Consider the following 24767-nt stretch of genomic DNA (forward strand, 5'->3'; position numbering starts at 1 on the left):
AGACACGCCCCCCTGCACGCCCCGGACCTGATCCGGGACCCCGGCCTGACGCGGGGCCCCGGGTCAGGCCGGGGTCCCGGATCAGGTCCGGGACGCGACCGTTATACAAAAAACCCGCCATCAGCGATCCAGAGCCACGCCAGCGGTCTCGGTCCAGCTCAGCCAGACCGTGTCTTCCCAGGTAAACGACCGCCGCGCGATGCGCCGGTTATTGGCCGTCTGCGCCTTGATGACGTGGCCCGATGGCAGCTCCACATGATAGGTGCTGATATTGCCCAGATAGGCGATGTCCAGCACCTTTCCCTGCAGCTTGTTCATCGCCTCGGGCTCTTCCGAATGGATAGCAACCTTTTCCGGGCGGATCGCCAGATGGCAGGTCTGCCCCTCGGAAAAAACACGCGATGTCTTGCAATGCAGCGGCGGCTGACCTTCGGCCCAGTGAATGTCGATCCCGTCGCCCGAGGGCGAGGCCTTCCCTTCAATCAGGTTCACGTCCCCGATGAAATCCGCCACATAGGTCGAGTTCGGCTCTTCATACAGCTCCTCAGGCGTCGACACCTGGATCAGCTTGCCCTCGTCCATCACCGCCACGCGGGAGGCAACCGTCATCGCCTCTTCCTGGTCGTGGGTGACGATCACAAAGGTCGTCCCGGTCTTTTCCTGAATATCCATCAGTTCAAACTGCGTGTCCTGCCGCAGTTTCTTGTCCAAGGCACCCAGCGGTTCATCCAGCAGCAACAGCTTCGGCGCCTTCGCCAAAGACCGCGCCAGCGCCACGCGCTGCCTCTGCCCGCCCGAGATCTGGTGCGGCTTGCGCTTCGCGAACCGCTCCAGCCGCGTCAGGCGCAACATTTCATCCACCCGTTCAGCGATGTCATTCTTGGGCATGCCTTCGCGCTTCAGGCCAAAGGCGATGTTTTCGTAAATGTTCAGATGCGGGAACAGCGCATAGGACTGGAACATCATGTTCACCGCCCGCCGGTTCGGCGGAATGGGCGAGATATCCTGCCCCGACAGCAGGATCGTCCCCTCGGTCGGCGCCTCGAACCCCGCCAGCATCCGCATCAGCGTGGTCTTGCCACAGCCCGACGGGCCCAGCAGGGCAAAGAATTCCCGTTCATAAATATCAATCGACAGATCGTCGATCGCGGTGAAATCACCAAAGCGCTTGGTAACGTTCTGAAACCGGATCAACGGTTCGGCATCCGGATCATTCCAGGGCTCGAATATCCCCTGGTGAGGGCTGGGCTTGCTGCGCGCCGCTTCTGCCATGTTCTGTACCCCTCAACAAAAAACGCCCGGGCCGCGATGGCCCGGGCGCCGATAGCAGGGCTTATGTGCCCGATTTCACCTTGGTCCACAGACGGGTCACCGTCCGCTGCACCCGCGCCGGATAGGGCGTTGTGGTGAACAGGTTCTCCAGCGTGGCCTCATCGGGATAGATCGCCGTATCGCCGATCACATCCTCGACCAGGAACTCTTTCGAGGCCGCGTTGCCATTGGCGTAATAGACATAGTTTGACGCCGCCGCGATGTTCTGTGCGTCCATGATGAAGTTCAGGAACACATGCGCGCCTTCCGGGTTTGGCGCATCAACCGGAATGGCCATCTGGTCAAACCACATCAGCGCGCCTTCAACCGGCGCGTTATAGGCGATCTCGACGCCATTGTCGGCTTCCGCCGCACGGTCGCGTGCCTGCAGGATGTCGCCCGACCAGCCAAACGCCACGCAGATCTCACCATTGGCCAGCGCGTTGATATATTCCGAGCTGTGGAACTTCTGCACATAAGGGCGCACGCCCATCAGCACCGCTTCGGTCTTGGCGATCACGTCGGGGTCATGGCTGTCAGGGTCTTCGCCCAGATATTTCAGCGCGGCCGGGATCATCTCGGTCGGTGCGTCCAGGAAATGCACGCCGCATTCGGCCAGCTTTTCCATATTCGCAGGATCAAAGATCAGCGACAGCGATCCGATCGGGGCATCCTCGCCCAGGATCTCCTGCACTTTGCCAACATTCACGCCAAGGCCCGTGGTGCCCCACATGTAGTTGATGGAATATTCGTTGCCCGGGTCATACTGATCCGTGCGCGCCTCGACCACATCCCACATGTTCTCGATGTTGGGCAGCTGCGATTTGTCCAGCTTCTGGAACGCGCCTGCCGCGATCTGACGTTGCAGGAAGGTGCCCGACGGCACCACCACGTCATAGCCCGACCCACCGGCCAGCATCTTGGTTTCCAGCACTTCGTTGGAATCGAACACATCATAGACCAGCTTTAGGCCTGTCTCTTCCTCGAACTTGGCCAGCAGCTCTTCGTCAATATAGTCCGACCAGTTGTACACGCGGACTTCTTCCGCAGACACGGCGGCGGTGGTCATCGCGAACACAGCCGTCAACGACATCAGTTTCATTTTCATGGAGTCACTCCCTGGATGCGCCAGCGCTTTGGTGCGCCGGTTGCATCAATTTGATCAAGTTTTGCCATTGCTGGCAACATCTCGTATATTTTCACGCAGGTCCACCCCACGCAAGAGACGTCGAAATGCCAGGAGGCGCATTCCAGTGAATGTGATCAGTCGCACCGCCGATGCACAAAAAGACAGCACCGCCAACCCGCCCGCACATGAGGTGGTATATCACCAGCTGCGCGACCTCGTTCTGTTCGGCGAATTGGCCCCCGGTGATGCGGTGACGATCCAGGGCCTTGTGCAAAGGCTGGGTGCGGGCATGACCCCGGTGCGCGAAGCGATCCGTCGCCTGATTGCCGAAGGCGCATTGCGCTTTCAGGGCAATCGTCGGGTTAGCGTGCCGACGCTGACCTTCGATGAACTGTCAGAGATCGAATTTCTCAGAAAAACCATTGAATCTCAATTGACTGAACGTGCAGCGCAGCGTGTGACAAATGCCGATATCGACGATCTGTCCCGGATCGATACCGCTCTGGATGCCGCCATTCTGAACGGTGATGTCCGGGGATACCTGACCTGCAATTACCAGTTCCACATGACGCTCTACGCCCGCGCCGATGCGCCGATTTTGCTGGGCGTGGCCGAACAGCTCTGGCTGCGGTTCGGCCCGTCTCTGCGTGTGGTCTGCGGACGGTTCGGCACGGAAAACCTGCCGGACCAGCATAAGGAACTGCTCACAGCGCTCAGATCAGCCGACACCGACGCCGCCACGCGCGCCATGGTCAAAGACGTTGTTCAGGGCACGGACCAGATCGCGCAGGTCCTGAGAGAGACCGCCTGACACAACCGATTCGATTGACTCGGAATAATTTGATCATATTCTACGCCGAACCCTTCCCGACAGGAGCGCGCGATGACCACGATCACCAACCACATGCCCACGGCCGAACTTCAGGCGATCGATTCCGCCCATCACATGCACCCTTTCACGGCAGGGGATGAACTGGCCGCCAAGGGCCCCCGCGTGATCACGCGCGCCGAAGGCGTTTGGCTGAATGACAGCGACGGCCACCGCATCATCGACGCGATGGCGGGGCTGTGGTGCGTGAATATCGGCTATGGCCGGACCGAGCTGGCCGACGTCGCCGCCCGCCAGATGCGCGAGTTGCCCTATTACAATACCTTCTTTCAGACGACCCACGTGCCCGCGATTGCGTTGGCCCAGAAACTGGCTGAACTGGCGCCCGGCGATCTGAACCACGTCTTCTTTGCCGGCTCCGGGTCCGAGGCGAACGACACCAACATCCGCATGGTGCGCACCTATTGGGCGATGAAGGGCAAGCCCACGAAATCGGTGATCATCAGCCGCAAGAATGCCTATCACGGCTCGTCCGTGGGCTCGGGGTCTCTGGGCGGAATGGCTGCGATGCATGCGCAGGGCGGCATGCCGATCCCGGATATCCACCACATCAACCAGCCGCATTGGTGGGCCGAAGGCGGCGACATGACGCCCGAGGAATTCGGCCTCGCCCGCGCCCGCGAACTCGAAGAGGCCATCCTGGAACTGGGCGAAGACCGCGTCGCGGCCTTCATCGCGGAACCGGTACAGGGGGCAGGCGGGGTGATCGTCCCGCCCGATACCTATTGGCCCGAAATCCAGCGCATCTGCGACAAGTACGAGATTCTGCTGATCGCCGACGAGGTGATCTGCGGCTTTGGCCGGACAGGCAACTGGTTCGGGTCCCAAACCCTGAACATCCGCCCCGATATCATGACCATCGCCAAGGGCCTCAGCTCTGGCTACCAGCCCATCGGCGGCTCCATCGTGTCGGACGAGGTGGCGGACGTCATCGGCCAGGGCGAATTCAACCACGGCTACACTTATTCGGGCCACCCCGTGGCCTCGGCCGTGGCGCTGGAAAACCTGCGCATTCTGGAAGAAGAGGACGTCGTCGGCCACGTCCAACGTGTGGCGGCCCCCTATCTGAAGGAAAAATGGGAATGCCTGACGGACCATCCCATGGTGGGTGAGGCCAGGATCGTCGGCATGATGGGCTCCATCGCGTTGACGCCCAACAAGGAAACCCGCGCGAAATTCGCGTCCGAGCCGGGAACGGTTGGTTACATCTGCCGCGAGCGGTGCTTTGCCAACAATCTGGTGATGCGCCATGTGGGCGACCGGATGATCATCTCACCGCCATTGGTGATCCAGCCGGAAGAGATCGACGTGATCATTGACCGCGCCCGTATCGCGCTGGACGAGGCGTTCACAAAGATTAAAGAAGACGGCCTCTGGGTCGCCGCCAGCTAAGCGGTTTCTGACGCAGAAACCGCCCCGGATTTTGACGCAAAATCCTCTGAAACCCCGATCGGGAAACTGCGTCAGTTTCCCACCGCTTTTTGCGTCAAAAAGCGCTTATCGCGCGCAGGGTTAACGGTTTCGCGCAACACCCCCTCCGGCATACAACCGGTGCACGGGTTGTGCACAGGTTGTGCACGCAAATCATACCGCCAAACCCCAGCAAAACAGGGCCGTTAACCTTTTCGCGCCCAGACATGAAAAAACCCCGCCCTGTAGGCGGGGTTTTCCCGTTCGTCCGAATGCCCGGATCAGTTCGCCCAGCTTACCGCTGTCAGGTCCGTGGCCTGCGTCGGCGCATTGGCCCACAGCCCCTGCAGACCCGCCTTGGCGACACCCAATGCCGCCAGCTGGAACAGGTACCCGTTCACATAATCATCCGCGATAATGCGTTGAGCTTGCTGCATCATTTCCGTCCGCATATCCGGATCGGTGGTCGCATTCAGCGTCGCCATCAGCTCCTGGAACGCGGCATTGTCATACTGGAAATAATACTCAGGCCGCGCATAGATCCCGATATCCATCGGCTCCGTATGGCTCACAATGGTCAGCCCAAAATTCTTGCCGCGGAACACGGTCTCCAGCCACTGCGCCCATTCCACATTGATGATTTCCGCGGTGATCCCCACCTCGGCCAGCTGCGCCGCGATGATCTCCCCCCCGCGCCGCGCATAGGACGGCGGCGGCAGGTGCAAGGTGGTTTCGAACCCGTCGGCCAAGCCTGCCTCGGCCAGCAATTCCCGTGACTTATCAGGGTCATAGGCGGATTGCGAAGTCAGATCGACATAGGCCGGATTGTGCGGTGCAAAATGCGTGCCAATGGGCGTGCCATAGCCGAACATCGCTCCATCAATGATCGCCTGACGGTCAATCGCATGGGCCACGGCCTGCCGCACACGGATGTCGTCAAAAGGCGGCTGCAGGTTGTTGGTCGACAGGATCGTCTCCCCCTCGGTCGATCCAACCAGCACCTGAAAGCGCGGATCGGCCTCGAATTGCGGCAGGTTCTCCGGCGCCGGGAAGCCCGAGAAGGCGTCGATATCCTCGGCCATCATCGCCGCGAACGCCGCCGTGGGATCCGAGATGAACTTGAACGTCGCACTTTCCAGAACCGCAGGCGTGCCCCAGTAATCCGGGTTCCGCTCCAGCTGGATGCTGTCGCCCTGGTTCCAGTTCACGAACTTGAACGCGCCGGTGCCGATGGGATTTTGCTTAATATTCTCAATGCTTTCCGGCGCCACGATCACCGCGTCACCCCAGGCGAGGTTAAACAGCATGTTGCCGTTGGGTTCAGACAACGTCACACGAACGGTTAGCGGATCGACCACCTCAACCGATGAAATCGCAGTATACAAAGCCTTCTGCGCATTCGCGCTATCCTCGGCCAGAATACGGTCGAGACTGAATTTCACATCCTCCGCGTCCATCGTGGTGCCGTCATGGAACGTCACCCCCTCGCGCAGGCGGAATGTATAGGTCAGACCGTCATCCGAAATCTCCCAGCTTTCAGCCAGACCCGGAACGATGGACCCATCGCTCATAAAGCGGGTCAGCCCCTCGAACACGTTGGAATAAAGCACGCTGTCGATGGCCCCGGCCGCAGCACTGGTCGGATCCAGATGCGGCGGTTCAAGCTGAAGGCCAACGGTGATGCTGGTTTGCTGCGCCTGCGCCGCGCCAAAGCTGGCGGCAAGAGCAAATGAAGCAGCCCATGCAAGGCGGCTGGTCAGTGCGGTCATGGTCAAAGTCTCCCTGACGGTTCCCTGCTGCCTCTGATCGGACAGCTCCATAACCGCAGTCTTGGCAAAAGCGGCCCACCTTACAAGGGGACAAATTCATTTCGCCTCCCCATGGGCCGGGAACCGCAACCACGTCACCCGGTCGAACGTATCGCATTTGTCGCCAGCCTTGTGCCGCAACGTTGTGCCGCAGATGCCGAGAGTCCCGTTGCGGTTTGGCTTGGAGACAGAGGAAAAACCCGCCAAAAAGGGGCCATGGAGGCAGCAGATCTTTTCATCATCGGCGGCGGTATCAATGGGTGCGGCATCGCCCGCGACGCGGCTGGGCGCGGCCTGTCGGTCATACTGGCCGAACAGGGCGATCTGGCTCAGGCGACTTCATCGGCCTCGACAAAGCTTTTCCATGGCGGTCTGCGCTATCTTGAGTATTTCGAAGTGCGCCTTGTCCGCGAAGCCCTGCGTGAACGCGAAACGCTGCTCAAAGCGATGCCGCATATCAGCTGGCCCATGCGCTTTGTTCTGCCCATCCATCCAGAGATGCGGTTTGACACCGAAACGCCCGCATCACGCCTGCTGAACACGCTGATGCCGTGGATGCGCGGGCGGCGTCCCGCCTGGCTGATCCGGCTGGGTTTGTTTGCCTATGACCATCTGGGTGGGCGCGAGATCCTGCCTGGGGCCGAACGCTACAAGCTTGATCCATATGGGACCGGGAAACCTTTGAAGCCCGAACTGAAAGAAGCGTTCGAATATTCCGATTGTTGGGTCGACGATTCCCGGCTTGTCGCGCTCAATGCCCGTGACGCGGCCGAACGGGGTGCCCGCATCCTGACCTGTACCAAGGTGATCCGCGCCGAACATGAAAACGGGATTTGGCGGATCACCACCCAAACCGCAGAGGGGGAAGAACAGGTGCACCACGCCCGCATGCTGGTCAATGCGGCAGGCCCCTGGGTGGGCGACATACTGCGGGGTGTGATCCGGTCGAACAGTTCCGAAACCGTGCGGCTTGTGCGCGGCAGCCACATCGTGGTCAACCAGCTCTACAAGGGCGAACACGCGTATTTCCTGCAGGGATCGGACGGGCGGATCATCTTCGCCATCCCTTACGAGCGTGACTTCACCCTGATCGGCACCACCGACAAGGATCACCCCGACCCCGACACGCCCGCTTTCTGTACGGATGAAGAGGCGGAATATCTCTGTGACTTCGCCTCCCAGTATTTCAAGCACGAGATCCGGATGGAGGACATCATCTGGCGTTATTCCGGGGTGCGCCCGCTTTATGACGATGGCGCAAAATCGGCCACGGCAGCGACGCGGGATTATGTGCTGTCGGTGGAAAACCCCGGCGCACCGGTGCTGCACGTGTTCGGCGGCAAGATCACGACCTATCGCAAGCTGGCCCAGGCCGCTTTGGACAAGATCGATACCGCGCTGGATCACAAAACGGCCCCCTGGACTGCGGGCGCGCCGCTCCCGGGGGGAGATTTCCCGCATGACTCGGTGCGCGAGCAGGTCAAATCGCTGATGAAGCGGCACCCCTTCCTGCATGACGATTGGGCGCTGCGTCTGATCCGTGCCTATGGCACCGATGCCTTCCGCATGATGGAAGGGGCGGAAACCCAGGATGATCTTGGTCGGATGCTGGGCTACACCCTGTGCGAACGCGAGGTGCGCTGGCTGATGACACATGAATTCGCGCGAAGCGCCGAGGACGTCGTGTGGCGGCGGAGCAAACTGGGCCTTCACCTGATCGACGAACAGATCGCCGAACTGGATGCCTGGATGGCCGCGGAAAGACAAAAGGGGGAGGAGGGCGCATGACCCATATTCTTGCGATTGATCAGGGAACGACCTCAAGCCGCGCCATTGTTTTTGACGGTCAGATGCATGTGGTGGCCGCAGCCCAGCAGGAATTCACCCAGCATTTCCCGGCCTCGGGTTGGGTCGAACATGACCCGGAAGAGATCTGGGAGAGCGTTCTTGCCACCTGCCGGGCGGCGCTGAAACAGGCCGGACTGACAGCGAAGGATATCGCCGGCATCGGCATCACGAACCAGCGCGAGACAACCGTGATCTGGGATCGCGCGACCGGAGTACCCATTCACAAAGCGATTGTCTGGCAGGACAGGCGCACCGCCGATCTGTGCGCCGATCTGAAAGACGCTGGGCATGAGAACCGGGTCACCGGTGTGACAGGGCTTCTGCTTGATCCCTATTTCTCGGGCACCAAGGTGAAATGGATCCTCGATCATGTCGAAGTCGCACGGGATCGCGATCTGGCCTTTGGCACCATCGACAGTTTCCTGATCTGGCGCCTGACCGGAGGCAAGGTCCATGCAACAGACGCCACGAACGCCGCGCGCACGCTTCTGTTCGACATTCATCAAGGCCGCTGGTCGGATGCAATGTGCGATCTTCTGGACGTACCGCAGCAGGTGCTGCCGAAGGTCATGGATTGCGCCGCCGATTTCGGCACGACCGATCCCGATCTGTTTGGCGGCCCCATTCCCATTCTGGGCGTGGCGGGCGATCAGCAGGCCGCGACCATCGGGCAGGCCTGTTTCGCACCTGGGATGATGAAATCCACCTATGGCACGGGGTGTTTCGCGCTTCTGAACACCGGGACAACACCGGTCCGGTCCGAAAACCGTCTGCTGACCACCATTGCTTATCAACTGGATGGGCAACGCACCTATGCGCTGGAGGGGTCAATCTTCATCGCGGGGGCCGTGGTGCAATGGCTGCGCGACGGGCTGAAGATCATCGACACCGCCGCGCAATCCGGTGAACTGGCGATGCAGGCCGATCCGGAACAAAAGGTCATCATGGTGCCCGCCTTCACAGGCCTTGGCGCGCCCTATTGGAACCCCGATTGCCGTGGCGCGATCTTTGGACTGACGCGCAACACCGGCCCTGCGGAACTGTGCCGGGCCGCGCTGGAAAGCGTGGCCTATCAGACCCGCGATCTTCTGGAGGCGATGCATGCCGATTGGAGCGCATCCGGCGACACCGTCCTGCGCGTCGATGGCGGGATGGCCAACAGCGATCAGGCGATGCAGGGGCTGGCCGATATCCTGGGTGCCCCGGTCGACCGTCCCGCGATGGTAGAGACCACAGCGCTGGGCGCGGCCTGGCTGGCAGGGATGCGCGCAGGTCTTTACCCCGATGCAGATGGCTTTGCCGATACCTGGCGGCTGGATCAGCGCTTCACACCTGTCCTCGCCTCTAAGGATCGTGATCAGGCCTATGAGCACTGGACGCGGGCGGTGAATGCGACGCTGATGGTCTGACGCGGCCTCAGGCGACGCGCGCGCCCTCTGCGATGATCGGCGGCTTGGCGTTCAGCTCATCGATGGAAAACCCGGCGATGGATTTGTATTTCGCTGAATGCGCGGCCAGTTCGGCGTGCGGGATCACATCGTCGATTACCTCGAAATCGCCGCCGCACAGATCTTCCACCCGCTGCAGGATCGCATCCGGCCCACTGCCGCGATTGGCCAGACCCAGGGCGGTGGTCACAGGCCGCACCTGCGCCTCATACGCCTCGAGCGCCGAAGCGCTCACACCATGTTCGACCAGTTTTGCACCGATCACGCGGGCGTCGATGATGGCCTGGCTAGCCCCGTTAGACCCCACGGGATAGGTCGGGTGCGCCGCATCACCCATCAGCGTGACATGGCCGTCGGTCCAGCGCTCCAGCGGATCACGGTCCACCATCGGATATTCGAAAACCTGCTCAGCACTGTCGATCAATTCTGGCACGTCGATCCAGCCGAACCGCCAATCCGCGAATTCAGGGGCGAAATCCGCCTTGTTTGCGGCGCGGTTCCAATCCTCTTTGTTCCAGCCCTGCGAAGGGTCTATCCGCAACTCGGCGATCCAGTTCATCATCACCTTGCCGGTGTCCGGATCGGGGTTCGATATCGGGTAAGCCACCAGCCGCTGCGTATCATGGCCGATCAAGGCCATGGCGCCACCGCCAAAGAAGGGCTTGGCCATCGAGGTCGCCCGCCACAAAACCGCACCGCCCCAGATGGGTGGGCCTTCCTGCGGATACATCTGCGCGCGCAGCGCCGAATGAATGCCGTCGGCGGCCACGATCAGGCCTCCTTCAACGCGCCCGTTCTCCAGATGAAGAACAGCGCCCGATCCGGTATTCTCGAACGCCACGGCCCGCGCGCCGGTCTGCACGCAATCGGGGCCCGCGCGCTCCAGCAGCGTTTCGTACAAAAGCATCTGCAGCTTGCCACGATGAATCGAATATTGCGGCCAGGCATAGCCCGCCCACGTCCCGCGCGGTTCCTCCCAGATGGTTTTGCCCAGTTTGGTATAAAACCCGTATTGCCGCGTGCGCACGCCAATCTCATCCAGCGCGTCCTGAAGCCCAAGATCATACAGCTCCCGCACGGCGTTGGGCTGAATGTTGATGCCGACACCCATCGGTTTGATCTCGCGCGCGGCTTCGAAAATGCGAAAGGGCACACCCAGCTGGTGCAGCGTCAGACCCAGTGTCAGACCGGCGATACCGCCCCCTGCGATCAAGACTGTCATGCCGCGCCCTCCCTCAAACCAGCGGAGGCACAAAAGCAGGCGCGCCCGCCAAGTTCAAGGGCACAGCCTGTCCCTTCTTCTCTTTCCAAATACGGAAAAAATCCCGACAGCTACGCCCGCACCGCGCTCAGCATATCAGTGCCAAAGATATGCGCCGCGTAATCCGACATGTAGATCTTCAGCCAGGGCGTGAACCGCTCAGGGCTCTGGTCGATCTGATCCAGCAGATCGCGGTGACGGATCCAGGCGACCTCCATCACCTCGTCAGGGTTCGGATCCAGAGGCATATCGGCCGTCGCCTCGGCGACGAACACGTCGACCACCTCATGTTCAGTCAGCCCGCCGCCCACATCGGCGCGATATTCAAGGTGGTGGCGGTGTTCCGGGGTCAGCCCGGTGATCCCCAGTTCTTCCTCCAGCCGGCGCTGGGCGCAGGCCAGGGGGGCTTCTTCCCAATCGGGATGGGTGCAGCAGGTGTTCGCCCACAGCCCCGGCGTGTGATATTTCCCCATCGCCCTGCGTTGCATCAGGATCTTGTCGCCCTCGATAACAAAGACCGACACCGCCTTGTGCCTGAGCCCGCGCTGATGCGCCTCAAGCTTGTCTACCGGTGTCAAATCGCCGTTCACCCAGGCCGGGATCATGATGCTCATACGCGTTCAGCCGAAACCAGACCTGTCAGATGCGCCAGGTTCTTGATGCCGATCTTGATATGCGCCATGGGCCGCGCCTTGACCAGCTTCTTGTTCATATAGGCCTCAAAGGTCAGCCTTTGCACATCGATGTCGTGGCAGAGCGATACAAACCGTTCGCGCCGGTTGTCGGACCGGTAATAGGCGTTCTGCATCGATTGCAGCACCCGAAAGACGGTCTTGTGTTCCTTCATGAACAGCTTGCGCGCCAGTTGCAGATCCTTGACCCGGCCCGAGGCCAGCGTGGCCGCGCAGGCCGTCGCTGCCACACGCCCCGCGACCATCGCGTAATAGATGCCTTCGCCGGAGGAGGGCGCGACAACCCCCGCCGCATCTCCGGCCAGAACCACGTCCTTGCCGTTGTCCCATTTGTCCAGCGGATGCAGCGGGATGGGCGCGCCTTCCTTGCGCAGGGTGACACAATCGCTCAGGCCCGAAGCCGCGCGCAGATCGGCGGTGGCTTTCTTCAGGTCCACCTCTTGCAGACCCGTTCCCATACCCACGCTTGCGCTCTTGCCATGGGGGAAGACCCAGCCATAGAAATCCGGGCTGATCGCGCCGTCATAGATCACGTCGCAGCGGACGGGATCATAGACATCGTTCTTCTCAGGCGCTTCGATGATCTCGTGATAGGCCAGAACGTAGGGGATCTTGTCCCATCCCTTCACCTCGGCCTTGCCCACGCGCGACCGCGCACCATCGGCACCGATTACCAGTTTGCAGGGCAGTTCCTTCTCCTCGCCCGAGGCTTTTTCGCGATATACGACGCGGGTCTGTCCGCCATCCCGGTCGATCCGCAGGAACGTCCCCACGTGATAATCGGCTCCGGCGTCCACGGCACGCTGGCGCAGGAAAGGGTCGAAATCCTTGCGGTCGACCATGCCGACAAAGCCGTTTTCGATGGGGATATCCACCATCCGTCCGGTCGGGGAAATCATCCGCGCCGTATTCACCTTGGCCACAAGCTGGTCATCAGTGATGTGGAAATCCTGCATCAAGCGCGGTGGGATCGCGCCGCCACAGGGTTTGATCCGGCCTTCACGGTCCAGAAGTGCCACCAAATGCCCCGAGCGCACAAGATCTTCGGCGGCTGTGGCGCCCGAGGGGCCTCCGCCCATGACTACGACATCATACATCTCTCATTCTCCCGGAACCATCTCGGCGGACGGGCGAGGGCGCCTGTCCATGACTTGCACCGCCATCAGGGCGGCAATGACAAAAAGGGCAGCTTCCGCGACAAAGACTACACCGAAGGCATCGGCGTCGCTTGTTGTGCCCCGGCGCATCAGATCGACGGCGGCAGCACCAGCCAGACCGCCGAAGCCCGCGGCAAGCGCCTGCGCGGCGCCCCAAAGACCCATGCGCGTGCCTTCACGGCTGTCGCGCCCTTCGCCGGCCAGGGCCATCATCGAACCGATCGCGGCCACGGCAAACATCCCGTTGAAAAGACCTAGACCGACGACAGCGGGCAGAAGCGGACCGGTGGGGCCAACCTGACCCAAAGCGGCAATCGCCGTCAGCATCACGGCCGATCCAAGGCATCCCGAAATCACCCAGGCGCGCAGCGATCCGACCCGCAGACCGGTGGCGGCGATGCCAACCATCACCATGCCAAGGAACACCCCGCCATTCTGCGCGCCCGAGAGCGATGTGGATTGACCGGGGGTGAAGTTGAAGACAAGGCCCGCATAGGGCTCAAGGATCAGTTCCTGCATGAAATAGGCGGTCATGGACAGGAAGACGAAACCGGTGAAATTGCGTGCCTTCCGCTCGGCCCAGATTTCGCGGATCCCATGCGAGAACGGCATGTCCTGCGGCTGAGGCGAGGCATCGACGCGCTGCTCAATGCCCCAAACGGCCAGAGTGGTCAGAACCACCGCGCCGCCGGTGACAACGGCCACGATTTTCAGAAGCAAAGCCGGGGAATAGGGGTCAAGAAACGCGCCAACGGTACCAGCGGTAATCGCGATCCCGGCGATCATCATCAGCCAGGTGATCGTGGCGGCCGCCGCGCGCCGCACGGGCGCGGTCGCCGTAGCAAGCAAGGCCAGAAGGGATGTGCCCGAGGCGCCCACACCCACGCCGATCAGCGCATAGGCCAGGATGGAAAGCGCAAGCCCCCAGCCGAACTGATGTTCCATGACCGTCACGCCATATGCGGCCAGGAAAGCACCCAGAGAAAGTGTTGCCATCCCACCGATAATGAACGTGGTGCGGTTGCCCTTGGTGTCGGACCGAAAGCCCCAGTTGGGCCGCGTAATCTGGATGCCGTAATGCAGGGCCACCAGCAGGCCGGGCAGAACAGCGGGCAGAGCCAGTTCCACCACCATCAGCCGGTTCAGGGTCGACGTCGTCAGAACGACAACCGCGCCCAGACACATCTGCACCAGACCAATGCGCACGATGTCAAACCAGCTCAGCGTCCTCATGGGCTGACCCCCAGCGTGCGAATGGCAAAGGCGGTGATCATCATGCCTGATACGTAAAGCAGCACGCCCGTGCCATTATACCAGGGTGCTTTGCCTTTCGGGTCTTTGAACATCACCGTCATGGCCCAGAATTGCAGCCCGATCAAGGCAAGCACACCTGCGGCATGCGCCGGGCGATCCCAATAGGTCAGCAGGCCAAAGACGATGACCTGCGGGATCGTCATAACGATGCAGGCGACCTTGGCCGCCTTTTCCGGGCCAAGCGTGACAGGCAGGGAATTGACCCCCATTTGCTTGTCACCCTCCAACGCCTTGAAATCATTCAGCGTCATAATGCCATGAGCGCCAATACCATAGAGAACCGCCACGATCAGAACCGGCATCGCAGGCGCGCCCGCGCTCAGAACGGCTGCACCTGTGACCCAGGGCAGGGTCTCGTAACTCAGCCCGACAAGGCCTGGCCCCCACCAGCCGGACTTCTTCAGCCTGACCGGTTCGGCGGAATAGGCCCAGGCGGCCAGCACGCCAAGGATCGTCGCGCCAAACCCCCAAGGGCCCAATTGCCAACCGACAAACAGCGACAACGCCGACATGGCCAGCGCGATCCACAGCCCCCAACGTCCGGGGATCCGGCCCGATGGGATGGGGCGGTCGGGTTCGTTGATTGCGTCCACATGCCGGTCGCACCAGTCATTCGCGGCCTGGCTCATACCGCAGACAATGGGACCGGCAAGGATAACGCCAAGGATCACAAGCGGCCAATTGGCCGATGGCGATGCGCCCGATGAAATCACACCGCACAAATAGGCCCACATGGGCGGGAACCAGGTAATCGGCTTGATCAGCCGCAGCATTGCGGCAGGCTCGGGGAGGCGGCGGCTTCGTATCGTGTGGCTTACACTCATGTGTCAACTATTGCTGACAGTTCGAGTCGACGCAAGGAAAACAAGCACGGGCAAGGCCCGCGCGACATCGGCAGATCTGGGGAAAGGGCCTAGCGGTCTTTGTCTTTGTGCAGCAGGCCGTATTTGCGCAGCTTCACATAAAGGCTTTGCCGCGAAAGCCCCAGCATTTCAGCCGCAGCAACGCGGTTGTTCCGCGTCAGGGTCACGGCCGTTTCAATGCACATCTTTTCGACCACATCGGTGGTCTCCGAGACGATTTCCTTCAGCGTGGCAGAGCCGACCAGTTCCATCACGTTGCGGCTGGATTCCTCGGCCGTGGCGACGCCGCTGGTCTGGCGCACCGCCTCGATCCGGCTGACATCGCGGATGACAAACGCAATCACCGGCTGCGCGCCGTTATTGAGATAGGTCGCCGAAATCTCGGTCGACAGTTTCGAGCCATAGTCATTCACCAGTTTGGTGGAATAGACCCGCATCTGCCCCGAACGTTTGGAGTTTTCGATCAGCATGGACAGATCGATCTGCCCGCGATGCAGAAAATCACCAAGAGACCGGCCCTTTACGTCCGAAAGATGCGCGGCATCGACCATCTCAAGGAAACTGTCATTCGCCGAGATGATCACGCCCTTTGCATCGGCAAAGACAAAAGCGTCGCTGCCATCGCGGAACAGTGCGGCCATGGACGCCGACGTCTGGTCCTCTGCAAGTGCGCTTTCTTCCTCGGTCTCAAGACGGCACAGTATGACACGTTCGCCAGCCGCGCGGAAAACCGTTGGCATAACGCGGATGCTACGGCGACCGGTCTGCGTTTCCAGCAAAACAGCCCCGTCCCCATCCGCGATGGAGGCATTCAGCAGCGTCTCGGTCAATTCTCCTGCCGCCCGATCTTTGAAAGCCTGGACAAACGGGCTTCCTGCCAGCGTCTCGCGGCCAATACCAAGAAGGGCTGCTGCGGGTTCGTTCATGTCCTTTACGCGACCGTCGCGGACCGAGACGAAAACGATGGCATCACGGGTGTTGTTCAAAAGCACACGGTAGCGCGCGTCAAATTCCCGGCGCGCCTCATAGCCTTTTTCAAGCGCGATCTGCGCCTGAACCAGTTGTTGCTGTGTTTCGGCAATGGGCCGCAGGTCGCGACCCAGCATCAGAACATAGTCCGTCTTGCCCAGACCCTGCAGCGAATACCGGACAGGAAACTCCCAGGATGCGTTATCCTGATGGTTCAGTTCGATCTGTTTCCGCGGCGCGTTCCCGGCCAGGAATGCAGCATGGGCTTCGGTGAACTTAGACACGCTTTCTTCGGTCAGAAACTCGACAACCTGGCGACCGGCCCAATGCTCAAGGTTACCGAAGGAGTCATCGACGGTATTGAGCATGACAGACGCGATCACGCCGTTTGCGTCGATAATCAGCGCGATATCCGCGGCCGCTGTGACGATGCCCTGCACATCATCAATGGACAGGTCTTTCGCCAAGCTGGCTTCCCAGCCAGAAGTTTTGGCGGCACTCATTTCTGGGCCTGTCTTAGAAGCTGCGCCGACCGTTGCTCGCAATGTGTCACCACCGTATCAACGTCACTGGTGACAAGATCGACCCCGGTTAGACGTTTAATGTTTCCAAACGTTTCCAGCAGAATGCCACCCAGCGCCAAGAATGGCGGGTGCGCTAAGCTGGTTTTTGCAAAATTAACAAGATCAGCAATCTTTTCAAGATCCTGACTGCGCGAGGATGAGAACAATACTGCGTCATAATTGCCTTCCTGCATACGGCTCTTGATGACGCTGTCGGGTTCACCGCACAGGCGGTCCACGATTGCGCCGCGTCGGCGCAGCTGCAAGGCGGCAACGCAACTGCCCAATGTGTGCTGTTCGTCTTCGCAGGCAATCATCAGAACATCCAGGTCCCGGTCGCACGGATGATATGTGTCAGGGTTCACATGCTCGACCTCGGACAGCAGGCTTTGAAGCCGGACCGATGCGATGGTCACCTCGGCAAAGCCCAGCTCGTTCTCAAGCCATTTGTCGCCCATCGAACGGGCGGCGTCGGGTATGTACTTGTCGATAATCATGCCGTCATTCAGGCGAAAGGCGCGCAACTCCTCCAGCGCATCGCCTGCATTGAAATGCGCGCGCGTGGTCAGTCGCCTGTCCAGAATGCTGCGAATATGAGGGCGCGCCTGATTGGCATGTTGGTCTAAGTGACGGGTACTTAGAACTGAAACCACCTGCAGCGCGAGTGACCCGAAGGCACTGACGCCGCTGTCTTTTGGAAAAGTCTGGTCGTCATGGGCCATTCGCTGTTTCCCGCGTCCTGCACACCATAACTTCGGCGCAAATGTGAATCATGCAACTTACCTTCAGCATTCAGGTCAAAGTGCCAGATGTCAAAGAAAATTGACAGGTATGTCACAAATAAACAGATTTGCAGGGTAATCTGCAAAAATCCAATAAAATAAAGCTTATGCAGTTGTTAAGCACCTCGCACTCCTCCCACTGTTAATCTTGACTGACGCACCATTGACCGGAGTGTAAGTTTTAATTGACACTTTGCTCCCGCGGGCGATACGCTTCAAGTGCTGAAGGAATCTTGTAGGGGGAGTCGGTCGTGGCTCACGCCCAAAAACCACAGGGGCTTTACACGCCGGAAGAGCGTATTCGCCGGGATCAGACTGTCTGGACCTTGATTCAGGGCATTCTGGCTCCGATGCAATTTCTGGTGTTTCTGGTCTCTCTCGCGCTGGTTCTGCGGTATCTGTGGACCGGCGAAGGATATATGGCGGCCACCTGGTCCATCCTGATCAAAACGGCGTTCCTTTACCTGATCATGGTCACCGGTGCGATCTGGGAAAAAGTCGTTTTCGGCCAATACCTTTTCGCCCCTGCCTTCTTCTGGGAGGACGTGTTCAGCTTCCTCGTGATCGCCTTGCACAGCGCATATCTCTGGGCACTCTGGACTGGCGCGCTAACGCCCACCGAACAGATGTGGCTCGCGCTGGCGGCCTATGCAGCTTATGTCATCAATGCAGGGCAATTCCTTCTGAAACTGCGCGCCGCGCGCCTTCAGGCCGAAGCCAATGGCACCGCCAAAACCAAGGAGGTGCCCGCGTGACCGAACTCCCGCGCCTGCCGCAATCCGGCGGATGCCGAAACACCCCCATCCTCAAAGAGCGGGGACAGCGCGAGGTTTTCTGTGGTCTGACCGGGATTATCTGGCTGCACCGCAAGATGCAGGACGCGTTCTTTCTGGTTGTTGGCTCGCGCACCTGCGCGCATCTTCTGCAGTCGGCCGCTGGCGTGATGATCTTTGCCGAGCCACGCTTTGGCACGGCAATCCTTGAGGAAACCGATCTGGCCGGGTTGGCAGACGCGCAGCAGGAATTGGACCGCGTCGTGGCCGAATTGCTCTCGCGCCGCCCCGATATCAAACAGCTTTTCCTCGTCGGTTCCTGCCCGTCCGAGGTGATCAAGCTGGATTTGCAGCGCGCCTCCGAACGGCTCAGCGAACAGCACGCACCGCATGTGCGGGTTCTGAATTTCTCGGGCTCGGGGATCGAGACGACCTTCACCCAAGGCGAAGATGCTTGTTTGGCGTCCATGGTTCCGGTCCTGCCGCAGTCTAATACCCGGGAACTGCTGCTGGTTGGCGCCTTGCCCGACGTGGTGGAAGAACAAGCCGTGTCGCTATTGGAAAAGATGGGCATCGGCCCAATCCGTGTTCTGCCCGCGCCCCGCGCTGACGGCGAAATGGGGATTGGCGAGAACACCGTTTTTGCCCTGACCCAGCCCTTCCTGGGCGACACCCATGCCGCTCTGGAACGTCGCGGTGCGCGTCACATCGCGGCCCCGTTCCCGTTTGGCGAGGAAGGCACCACCGCCTGGCTCCGCGCCATCGCGGATGAATTTGGCGTGGATGAGGCGACCTTCAATGCGGTGACCGAAGCCCCGCGCGCCCGTGCCCGCAAAGCCATCGCGCAAGCGTCCGAAGCTTTGCGCGGCAAATCGGTCTTTCTCTTCCCCGACAGCCAGCTTGAGCTGCCTTTGGCGCGTTTCCTGACCCGTGAATGCGGGATGGAGGCGATCGAGGTTGGTGCACCCTTCATCCACAAAGGCCTCGTTGGCCCGGATATGGATTTGCTGGCCGAAGGCCCGGTGATCTCCGAAGGGCAGGATGTGGACCTGCAACTGGATCGCTGCCGCGCCGCGCGACCCGATCTGACGGTCTGTGGCCTTGGCCTTGCCAATCCGCTGGAGGCGGAAGGGCTCGCCACCAAATGGGCCATCGAACTGGTGTTCACACCTGTGCATTTCTATGAACAGGCGGGTGATCTTGCAGGCCTCTTCTCCCGCCCGATCCGCCGCGCCAGCCTTCTGAAAGTGGAGGCCGCCGAATGAAGCTAACCGTCTGGACATACGAAGGCCCGCCCCATGTGGGCGCCATGCGCGTCGCCACGGGGATGCAGGGTCTGCACTATGTTCTGCACGCCCCGCAGGGCGACACCTATGCCGATCTGTTGTTCACCATGATCGAACGGCGTGATCATCGCCCGCCGGTGACGTTTACCACGTTCCAGGCGCGCGATTTGGGCAGCGACACGGCGCATCTGTTCAAGTCGGCCTGTCAGGAGGCTTATGACCGCTTCCAACCCGAAGCGATCATCGTGGGCGCAAGCTGTACCGCCGAACTGATCCAGGACGACCCGGGCGGCATGGCCGAAACCATGGGACTGCCCGTTCCGACCATCCCGTTGGAACTGCCCAGCTATCAGAGGAAGGAAAACTTCGGCTGTGATGAGACGTTCTTCCAGATCGTCCGCACGCTGGCCCGCCCCATGGAACGGACCAAGCAAATAACCGCCAACCTGATAGGCCCGACCGGTTTGGGCTTCCGCCATCGCGATGACATTCAGGAAGTCACAGCACTGCTGTCCGACATGGGCATCAGCGTGAATGTGGTGGCCCCGATGACATCGTCGCCCAGCGACATCGCCCGGCTGGGTCAGGCGCATTTCAACGTGCTGATGTATCCCGAAACGGCTGAGACCGCCGCGCGCTGGATGGAGCGGGAACTGGGCTTGCCCTACACCAAAATTGTTCCTATCGGCGTTGGCGCTACCCGTGATTTCGTGGCCGAAGTCGCGGAACTGGCCGGTGTAGAGCCTTATCTGGACGACAGCCGCCTGCGCCTGCCGTGGTACTCCAGATCGGTCGACAGCACCTATCTGACCGGCAAGCGCGTCTTCCTCTTCGGCGATGGCACCCATGTCAAAGCCGCCGCCCGCATCGCGCGAGATGAGATGGGCTTCGAGGTCGTGGGCCTTGGCTGCTACAACCGCGAAATGGCGCGGGAGATCCGGGCCGTGGCCAAGGAATTCGGTGTCACCCCGCTGATCACCGACGACTATCTGGAAGTCGAACGCACCATCGAAGAGCTGGAGCCTGAGATGATCCTGGGCACGCAGATGGAACGCCATATCGGCAAGCGCCTCGGCATTCCCTGCGCGGTAATCTCCGCGCCTGTGCATGTGCAGGACTTCCCCGCGCGGTATTCGCCTCAGATGGGGATCGAAGGCGCAAATGTGATCTTCGACACCTGGGTGCATCCGCTGGTCATGGGGCTGGAAGAACACCTGCTGACCATGTTCCGCGAGGATTTCGAATTCCACGACGGGGCAGGGGCGTCGCACCACGGTGGCAAGGCCAAAGCGCGCGTAGAAGAGCCCGCCGAAGAGCAAGGCACCGTCCCGCACGTGACCCCATCGGGCGAAGTCGTCTGGCTGGCGGACGCAGAAAAAGAACTGAAAAAGATCCCCTTCTTTGTACGCGGCAAAGCCCGCCGGAATACCGAAACCTATGCCGCAGAACGCGGCGTGAACGAAATCAGCGTCGATACGCTTTACGAGGCAAAGGCCCACTTTGCGCGATAACCTTGGCATAAGCGGGCGTTTGCCCGGATACCGCGTGGTGATCGTCACGCTGGACAGCCATGCAGCTGGCCCTGCCGAACGCGCGATGGAGAAGTTGGCGCTGGATTATCCGGGCCTGTCCGTCTCCATCCATGCGGCCGCCGAATGGGGCGAGAACCCCGATGCCTTTATCGCTGCTAAAGAAGCGGCGGAGCAGGGCGATATTGTCGTTGCCAATCTGCTTTTCCTCGAAGAACACGTCGCCCCGATCCTGCCGGTTTTGCAGGCGCGTCGGGATGAGTGCGACGCGATGATCGGTGTTGTAGCCGACGCCTCTATCGTCAAGCTGACCAAAATGGGCAGCCTGGATATGCTGGCCCCGCCGTCGGGTATGATGAAGCTGATGAAGAAGCTTCGCGGCTCGTCCAAGCCCTCGTCGAATTCCGGCGAAAAAAACATGGCGCTGCTGCGGCGTCTGCCCAAGATCCTGAAATATATCCCGGGCAAATCCCAGGACCTGCGTGCCTGGTTCCTGACCATGCAATACTGGCTGGGCGGGTCTGACGACAATGTCGAAGCGATGATCCGCTTCCTGCTGAACCGCTATGCCAAGGACACCGGCTGGCAAGCGGCGCCAGAGGCTGCCGCGCCCATCGACTACCCGGATGCCGGATTGTACCACCCCGACTTGCCGGCACGCATCACCACCGATGCGAATGATTTGCCCGGCCCGTTCAACCCCGTGGCCACCATCGGTTTGCTGATGATGCGGTCTTATGTGCTGAGCTCGGACACCGCACATTACGATGCGGTCATCCACGCGCTTGAGGCCAAGAACATCCGCGTTTTGCCTGCCTTTGCAGGCGGCCTAGATGGCCGCCCGGCGATCCGTGAGTATTTCCTGAAAGATGGGCGTGCGCAGATCGACGTGATGATCTCCCTCACAGGGTTCTCGCTGGTGGGCGGCCCGGCCTATAACGACAGCGACGCGGCCGTTGATGTGCTGCGAGAGCTGGACATTCCCTATATCGCGGCACACCCGCTTGAGTTCCAGACGCTGGGCCAATGGGCTGCAGCGGACCAGGGGCTGGGCCCGATCGAGACCACGATGCTGATCGCCTTGCCCGAATTGGACGGCGCCACCAACCCCACCGTGTTTGGCGGGCGTCTGGGGTCCGAAGGCTGCAACGGCTGCCAATATTCCTGCCCGTGCAAAGAGGGCAGCAAGCAGATGGTGCCCTGTCTGGAACGTATCGACAGCTTGGCTGAAAAGGCATTGCGCTTTGCCCGCCTGCGCCAGCGTCGCAATGGCGAAAAGAAAGTCGCCATTGTCCTCTTTGGCTTTCCACCCAATGCCGGGGCCGTGGGCACGGCGGCCTATCTGAGTGTGTTTGAAAGCCTCTTCAACACCATGCGTGCCATGAAGACCGAAGGGTATTCGATTGAGGTGCCCGACAGCGTCGAGGACCTGCGCGAAGCCGTCCTGAAAGGCAATGCCGCGCAATATGGACAAGAGGCCAATGTAGCCGCTCATGTCAGCGCCGATGACATCGTTGCCAACACACCGCCCCTGAAAGCGATCGAGGCGGTTTGGGGCCCTGCGCCCGGTCGCATTCAATCCGATGGCCGGGGTGTCTTCGTGCTGGGTCGTGAGTTCGGCAACATCTTCGTCGGAGTGCAGCCCACCTTTGGATACGAGGGCGACCCGATGCGCCTTTTGTTCGAAAAGGGTTTCGCGCCGACCCACGCATTTGCCACCTTCTATCTCTGGCTGCGCAACACGTATCGGGCGGATGCGGTGCTGCATTTCGGGATGCATGGCGCGCTGGAATTCATGCCGGGCAAACAGGCTGGACTAGGCGCGCGAGACTGGCCGGATCGCCTGATCGGCGAGATGCCGAATATCTATCTCTATGCCTCCAACAACCCGTCCGAGGCCTCGCTGGCCAAGCGCCGCTCCGGCGCTGTCACCATCACTCATCTGACGCCGCCTCTGGCGCAATCGGGCCTCTACAAGGGTTTGCAGGATCTCAAAGACAGCCTGCAGCGTTGGCGCGGGCTGGAGCCCGAAGACGCACAGCGTTCCGAGTTGGAAGCACTTATCGCCGAACAGGCCGAAGCGGTCGACATGGGGGGCACGCCGCCCATGCAACTGTGGCTGAAACTGCTGGAAACCGAAGACGCTCTGATCCCCGACGGGCTGCACATTCTGGGCAAGCCCTTCTCGGACACCGAGCGCGAGGAATACCTGGGCCTGATGGATGGGGCCGACGACGATGCGCGCGCGCGGGTGGCGGAGCTGTTGAAACACGACAGCGAATTGCCTGCGCTGATGCGGGCGCTTGATGCGCGGTATATCGAACCGGTGCCGGGCGGTGACCTGATCCGATCCACCGATGTGCTGCCCACCGGCCGCAACATTCATGCCTTCGATCCGTTCCGCATGCCCACGGAATTCGCCTGCCGCGATGGTGCGAAACAGGCGCAGCTGCTGATCGATACGCACCCGACCTTCCCCCGGTCCGTCGCGCTGGTTCTGTGGGGATCGGACAATATCAAATCCGATGGTGGCCCGATCGCCCAGGCGCTTGCGCTGATGGGATGCACACCGCGCTTTGACAGTTTCGGCCGCCTGGCCGGGGCAGACCTGATCCCGCTGACCGAACTGGGCCGTCCGCGCATCGACGTGATCATGACGCTCTCGGGCATTTTCCGCGATCTGCTGCCGCTGCAGACCCGGATGCTGGCCGAAGCCGCGTTGAAATGCGCCGAGGCCAATGAGCCGGTCGAGCTGAATTTCATTCGCGCGCATGCGCTGGCTTATGTGGAGAAATCCGGCGTTGATATGAAGACCGCTGCGCTGCGGGTCTTCTCGAATGCCGAAGGGGCCTATGGGTCGAATGTGAACCACTTGGTCGATTCCAGCGCCTTTGGCGACGAGGACGAATTGGCCGACGCATATGAGGCGCGCAAGTCTTTCGCCTATGGCACCGATGGCAAGGCCGCCGCCAATCCCGCGCTGTTGCAACAGGTGCTGAGCGAGGTCGATCTGGCCTATCAGAACCTTGAAAGCGTCGAGCTGGGTGTGACCACGGTTGACCATTACTTCGACACGCTGGGCGGCATCGCCCGCGCGGTGAAACGCGCCAAGGGGGAAGAGGCGGCCGTCTATATCGGCGACCAGACCCGTGGCGCGGGCAAGGTGCGCACGCTGAAGGACCAGCTTGCGCTGGAAACGCGGTCGCGGTCCCTGAACCCGAAATTTTTTGAAGGGTTGCTGAAGCATGGCGCCGAGGGCGTCCGCCAGATCGAGGCGCATATCACCAATACAGTCGGCTGGTCCGCCACCACGGGTCAGGTCGATCCCTGGGTTTATCAGCGGATCTCTGAAACCTTCGTTCTGGATGAGGAGATGCGTCAGCGCCTGGCGGACCTGAACCCAACCGCCTCCAGCCGGATGGCCAACCGCCTGCTGGAAGCCTCGGACCGGAATTACTGGCAGCCTGACGCCGAAACACTGGCTGCGCTGCAAGACGCGGCCGATGCCCTGGAAGATCAGCTTGAGGGGATTGCCGCGCAATGACCTCTGCTCAGACATATCGCGCAACACGTCCCGGACTTGATCCGGGACCTCACAGCCAGAGGCCCCGGGTCAAGCCCGGGGCGTGCAGTCGCCACCCCGAAAGGAAGCCCCAATGAGCCCGCTTGACGCAAAGAACCCCCCAGCCGCCCGCGCAGCCCAACGCGAGGCCGAGGGCCTGGCCAAACGGGGCC

General features: G+C 60.9%; 18 protein-coding genes. 8 read left to right on the top strand and 10 right to left on the bottom strand.

What is annotated here, in order from left to right; all coding sequences use genetic code 11:
• Positions 1 to 120 precede the first annotated feature (120 nt).
• Complete coding sequence (locus TR61_RS13310) at positions 121 to 1272, bottom strand: ABC transporter ATP-binding protein (protein WP_050930577.1); 1152 nt, start codon at positions 1270 to 1272, stop codon at positions 121 to 123.
• Positions 1273 to 1333: 61 nt separating this feature from the next.
• On the bottom strand, positions 1334 to 2419 hold the full coding sequence (locus TR61_RS13315; protein WP_050930579.1) for a polyamine ABC transporter substrate-binding protein: 1086 nt from the start codon (positions 2417 to 2419) through the stop codon (positions 1334 to 1336).
• 145 nt (positions 2420 to 2564) lie between these two features.
• Between TR61_RS13315 and TR61_RS13320 the strand changes: the two genes are divergently transcribed.
• Together TR61_RS13320 and TR61_RS13325 are read left to right on the top strand one after the other, a co-directional pair.
• Complete coding sequence (locus TR61_RS13320) at positions 2565 to 3251, top strand: GntR family transcriptional regulator (RefSeq protein ID WP_050930581.1); 687 nt, start codon at positions 2565 to 2567, stop codon at positions 3249 to 3251.
• Positions 3252 to 3323: 72 nt separating this feature from the next.
• Positions 3324 to 4721 (top strand): aspartate aminotransferase family protein, encoded by a 1398-nt coding sequence (locus TR61_RS13325; protein WP_050930583.1) that lies wholly within the window; start codon positions 3324 to 3326, stop codon positions 4719 to 4721.
• A 299-nt stretch (positions 4722 to 5020) separates the two neighbouring features.
• Here TR61_RS13325 and TR61_RS13330 read toward each other — a convergent pair whose 3' ends face one another.
• Entirely contained in the window at positions 5021 to 6508 is a 1488-nt protein-coding gene (locus TR61_RS13330) for an ABC transporter substrate-binding protein (RefSeq protein WP_050930585.1), read from the bottom strand.
• A gap of 255 nt (positions 6509 to 6763) precedes the next feature.
• On the opposite strand from TR61_RS13330, the gene glpD reads away from it, so the two are divergent.
• Positions 6764 to 8335 carry a glycerol-3-phosphate dehydrogenase gene (gene glpD, locus TR61_RS13335; protein ID WP_050930587.1) on the top strand — a complete coding sequence of 524 codons (1572 nt, stop codon included), beginning with the start codon at positions 6764 to 6766 and terminating at the stop codon, positions 8333 to 8335.
• A complete protein-coding gene (glpK, locus tag TR61_RS13340; protein ID WP_050930589.1) occupies positions 8332 to 9804 on the top strand; it encodes a glycerol kinase GlpK in 1473 nt (490 codons plus the stop codon). The genes glpD and glpK overlap by 4 nt, the downstream gene beginning before the upstream one ends.
• 7 nt (positions 9805 to 9811) lie before the next feature.
• Here glpK and TR61_RS13345 read toward each other — a convergent pair whose 3' ends face one another.
• The 7 genes from TR61_RS13345 to TR61_RS13375 form a co-directional block, all read right to left on the bottom strand.
• Positions 9812 to 11065, bottom strand: coding sequence for a flavin-dependent oxidoreductase (locus tag TR61_RS13345; RefSeq protein WP_050930595.1), 1254 nt, complete (start codon positions 11063 to 11065; stop codon positions 9812 to 9814).
• 110 nt (positions 11066 to 11175) lie between these two features.
• Positions 11176 to 11718 carry an isopentenyl-diphosphate Delta-isomerase gene (idi, locus tag TR61_RS13350; protein WP_050930596.1) on the bottom strand — a complete coding sequence of 181 codons (543 nt, stop codon included), beginning with the start codon at positions 11716 to 11718 and terminating at the stop codon, positions 11176 to 11178.
• On the bottom strand, positions 11715 to 12893 hold the full coding sequence (locus tag TR61_RS13355) for a geranylgeranyl diphosphate reductase (RefSeq protein WP_050930598.1): 1179 nt from the start codon (positions 12891 to 12893) through the stop codon (positions 11715 to 11717). The genes idi and TR61_RS13355 overlap by 4 nt, the downstream gene beginning before the upstream one ends.
• A 3-nt stretch (positions 12894 to 12896) precedes the next feature.
• Positions 12897 to 14186 carry a BCD family MFS transporter gene (locus tag TR61_RS13360; protein ID WP_050930600.1) on the bottom strand — a complete coding sequence of 430 codons (1290 nt, stop codon included), beginning with the start codon at positions 14184 to 14186 and terminating at the stop codon, positions 12897 to 12899.
• The gene (gene chlG / locus TR61_RS13365) at positions 14183 to 15091 is read right to left on the bottom strand and encodes a chlorophyll synthase ChlG (RefSeq protein ID WP_050930602.1); all 909 of its coding nucleotides are present in this window, start codon (positions 15089 to 15091) and stop codon (positions 14183 to 14185) included. Before chlG ends, TR61_RS13360 begins: the two co-directional genes overlap by 4 nt.
• An 89-nt stretch (positions 15092 to 15180) precedes the next feature.
• On the bottom strand, positions 15181 to 16602 hold the full coding sequence (gene ppsR, locus TR61_RS13370; protein ID WP_050930604.1) for a transcriptional regulator PpsR: 1422 nt from the start codon (positions 16600 to 16602) through the stop codon (positions 15181 to 15183).
• Positions 16599 to 17384: a hypothetical protein gene (locus TR61_RS13375; protein WP_050930606.1), complete on the bottom strand. Its 786-nt coding sequence runs from the start codon at positions 17382 to 17384 to the stop codon at positions 16599 to 16601. Before TR61_RS13375 ends, ppsR begins: the two co-directional genes overlap by 4 nt.
• A 311-nt stretch (positions 17385 to 17695) precedes the next feature.
• Here TR61_RS13375 and bchF point away from each other — a divergent pair, with 311 nt between their 5' ends.
• Genes bchF through TR61_RS13395 form a run of 4 tightly spaced genes read left to right on the top strand, consistent with a single transcriptional unit; the run spans position 17696 to position 24576 of the window.
• A complete protein-coding gene (gene bchF / locus TR61_RS13380) occupies positions 17696 to 18199 on the top strand; it encodes a 2-vinyl bacteriochlorophyllide hydratase (protein ID WP_050930608.1) in 504 nt (167 codons plus the stop codon).
• A complete protein-coding gene (locus TR61_RS13385) occupies positions 18196 to 19482 on the top strand; it encodes a ferredoxin:protochlorophyllide reductase (ATP-dependent) subunit N (RefSeq protein WP_050930611.1) in 1287 nt (428 codons plus the stop codon). Before bchF ends, TR61_RS13385 begins: the two co-directional genes overlap by 4 nt.
• Positions 19479 to 21014, top strand: a complete 1536-nt coding sequence (bchB, locus tag TR61_RS13390) for a ferredoxin:protochlorophyllide reductase (ATP-dependent) subunit B (RefSeq protein WP_050930612.1) — start codon at positions 19479 to 19481, stop codon at positions 21012 to 21014. Before TR61_RS13385 ends, bchB begins: the two co-directional genes overlap by 4 nt.
• On the top strand, positions 21004 to 24576 hold the full coding sequence (locus TR61_RS13395) for a magnesium chelatase subunit H (RefSeq protein WP_050930614.1): 3573 nt from the start codon (positions 21004 to 21006) through the stop codon (positions 24574 to 24576). Before bchB ends, TR61_RS13395 begins: the two co-directional genes overlap by 11 nt.
• Positions 24577 to 24767 lie beyond the last annotated feature (191 nt).

Source organism: Aestuariivita boseongensis, assembly GCF_001262635.1.
Lineage (GTDB): Bacteria > Pseudomonadota > Alphaproteobacteria > Rhodobacterales > Rhodobacteraceae > Aestuariivita > Aestuariivita boseongensis.

Coding starts and splice junctions, on each gene's coding strand:
- TR61_RS13310 (WP_050930577.1), bottom strand. CDS start 1,272: ATGGCAGAAGCGGCGCGCAGCAAGCCCAGCCCTCACCAGGGGATATTC.
- TR61_RS13315 (WP_050930579.1), bottom strand. CDS start 2,419: ATGAAAATGAAACTGATGTCGTTGACGGCTGTGTTCGCGATGACCACC.
- TR61_RS13325 (WP_050930583.1), top strand. CDS start 3,324: ATGACCACGATCACCAACCACATGCCCACGGCCGAACTTCAGGCGATC.
- TR61_RS13330 (WP_050930585.1), bottom strand. CDS start 6,508: ATGACCGCACTGACCAGCCGCCTTGCATGGGCTGCTTCATTTGCTCTT.
- glpD (WP_050930587.1), top strand. CDS start 6,764: ATGGAGGCAGCAGATCTTTTCATCATCGGCGGCGGTATCAATGGGTGC.
- glpK (WP_050930589.1), top strand. CDS start 8,332: ATGACCCATATTCTTGCGATTGATCAGGGAACGACCTCAAGCCGCGCC.
- TR61_RS13345 (WP_050930595.1), bottom strand. CDS start 11,065: ATGACAGTCTTGATCGCAGGGGGCGGTATCGCCGGTCTGACACTGGGT.
- idi (WP_050930596.1), bottom strand. CDS start 11,718: ATGAGCATCATGATCCCGGCCTGGGTGAACGGCGATTTGACACCGGTA.
- TR61_RS13355 (WP_050930598.1), bottom strand. CDS start 12,893: ATGTATGATGTCGTAGTCATGGGCGGAGGCCCCTCGGGCGCCACAGCC.
- TR61_RS13360 (WP_050930600.1), bottom strand. CDS start 14,186: ATGAGGACGCTGAGCTGGTTTGACATCGTGCGCATTGGTCTGGTGCAG.
- chlG (WP_050930602.1), bottom strand. CDS start 15,091: ATGAGTGTAAGCCACACGATACGAAGCCGCCGCCTCCCCGAGCCTGCC.
- ppsR (WP_050930604.1), bottom strand. CDS start 16,602: ATGAGTGCCGCCAAAACTTCTGGCTGGGAAGCCAGCTTGGCGAAAGAC.
- TR61_RS13375 (WP_050930606.1), bottom strand. CDS start 17,384: ATGGCCCATGACGACCAGACTTTTCCAAAAGACAGCGGCGTCAGTGCC.
- bchB (WP_050930612.1), top strand. CDS start 19,479: ATGAAGCTAACCGTCTGGACATACGAAGGCCCGCCCCATGTGGGCGCC.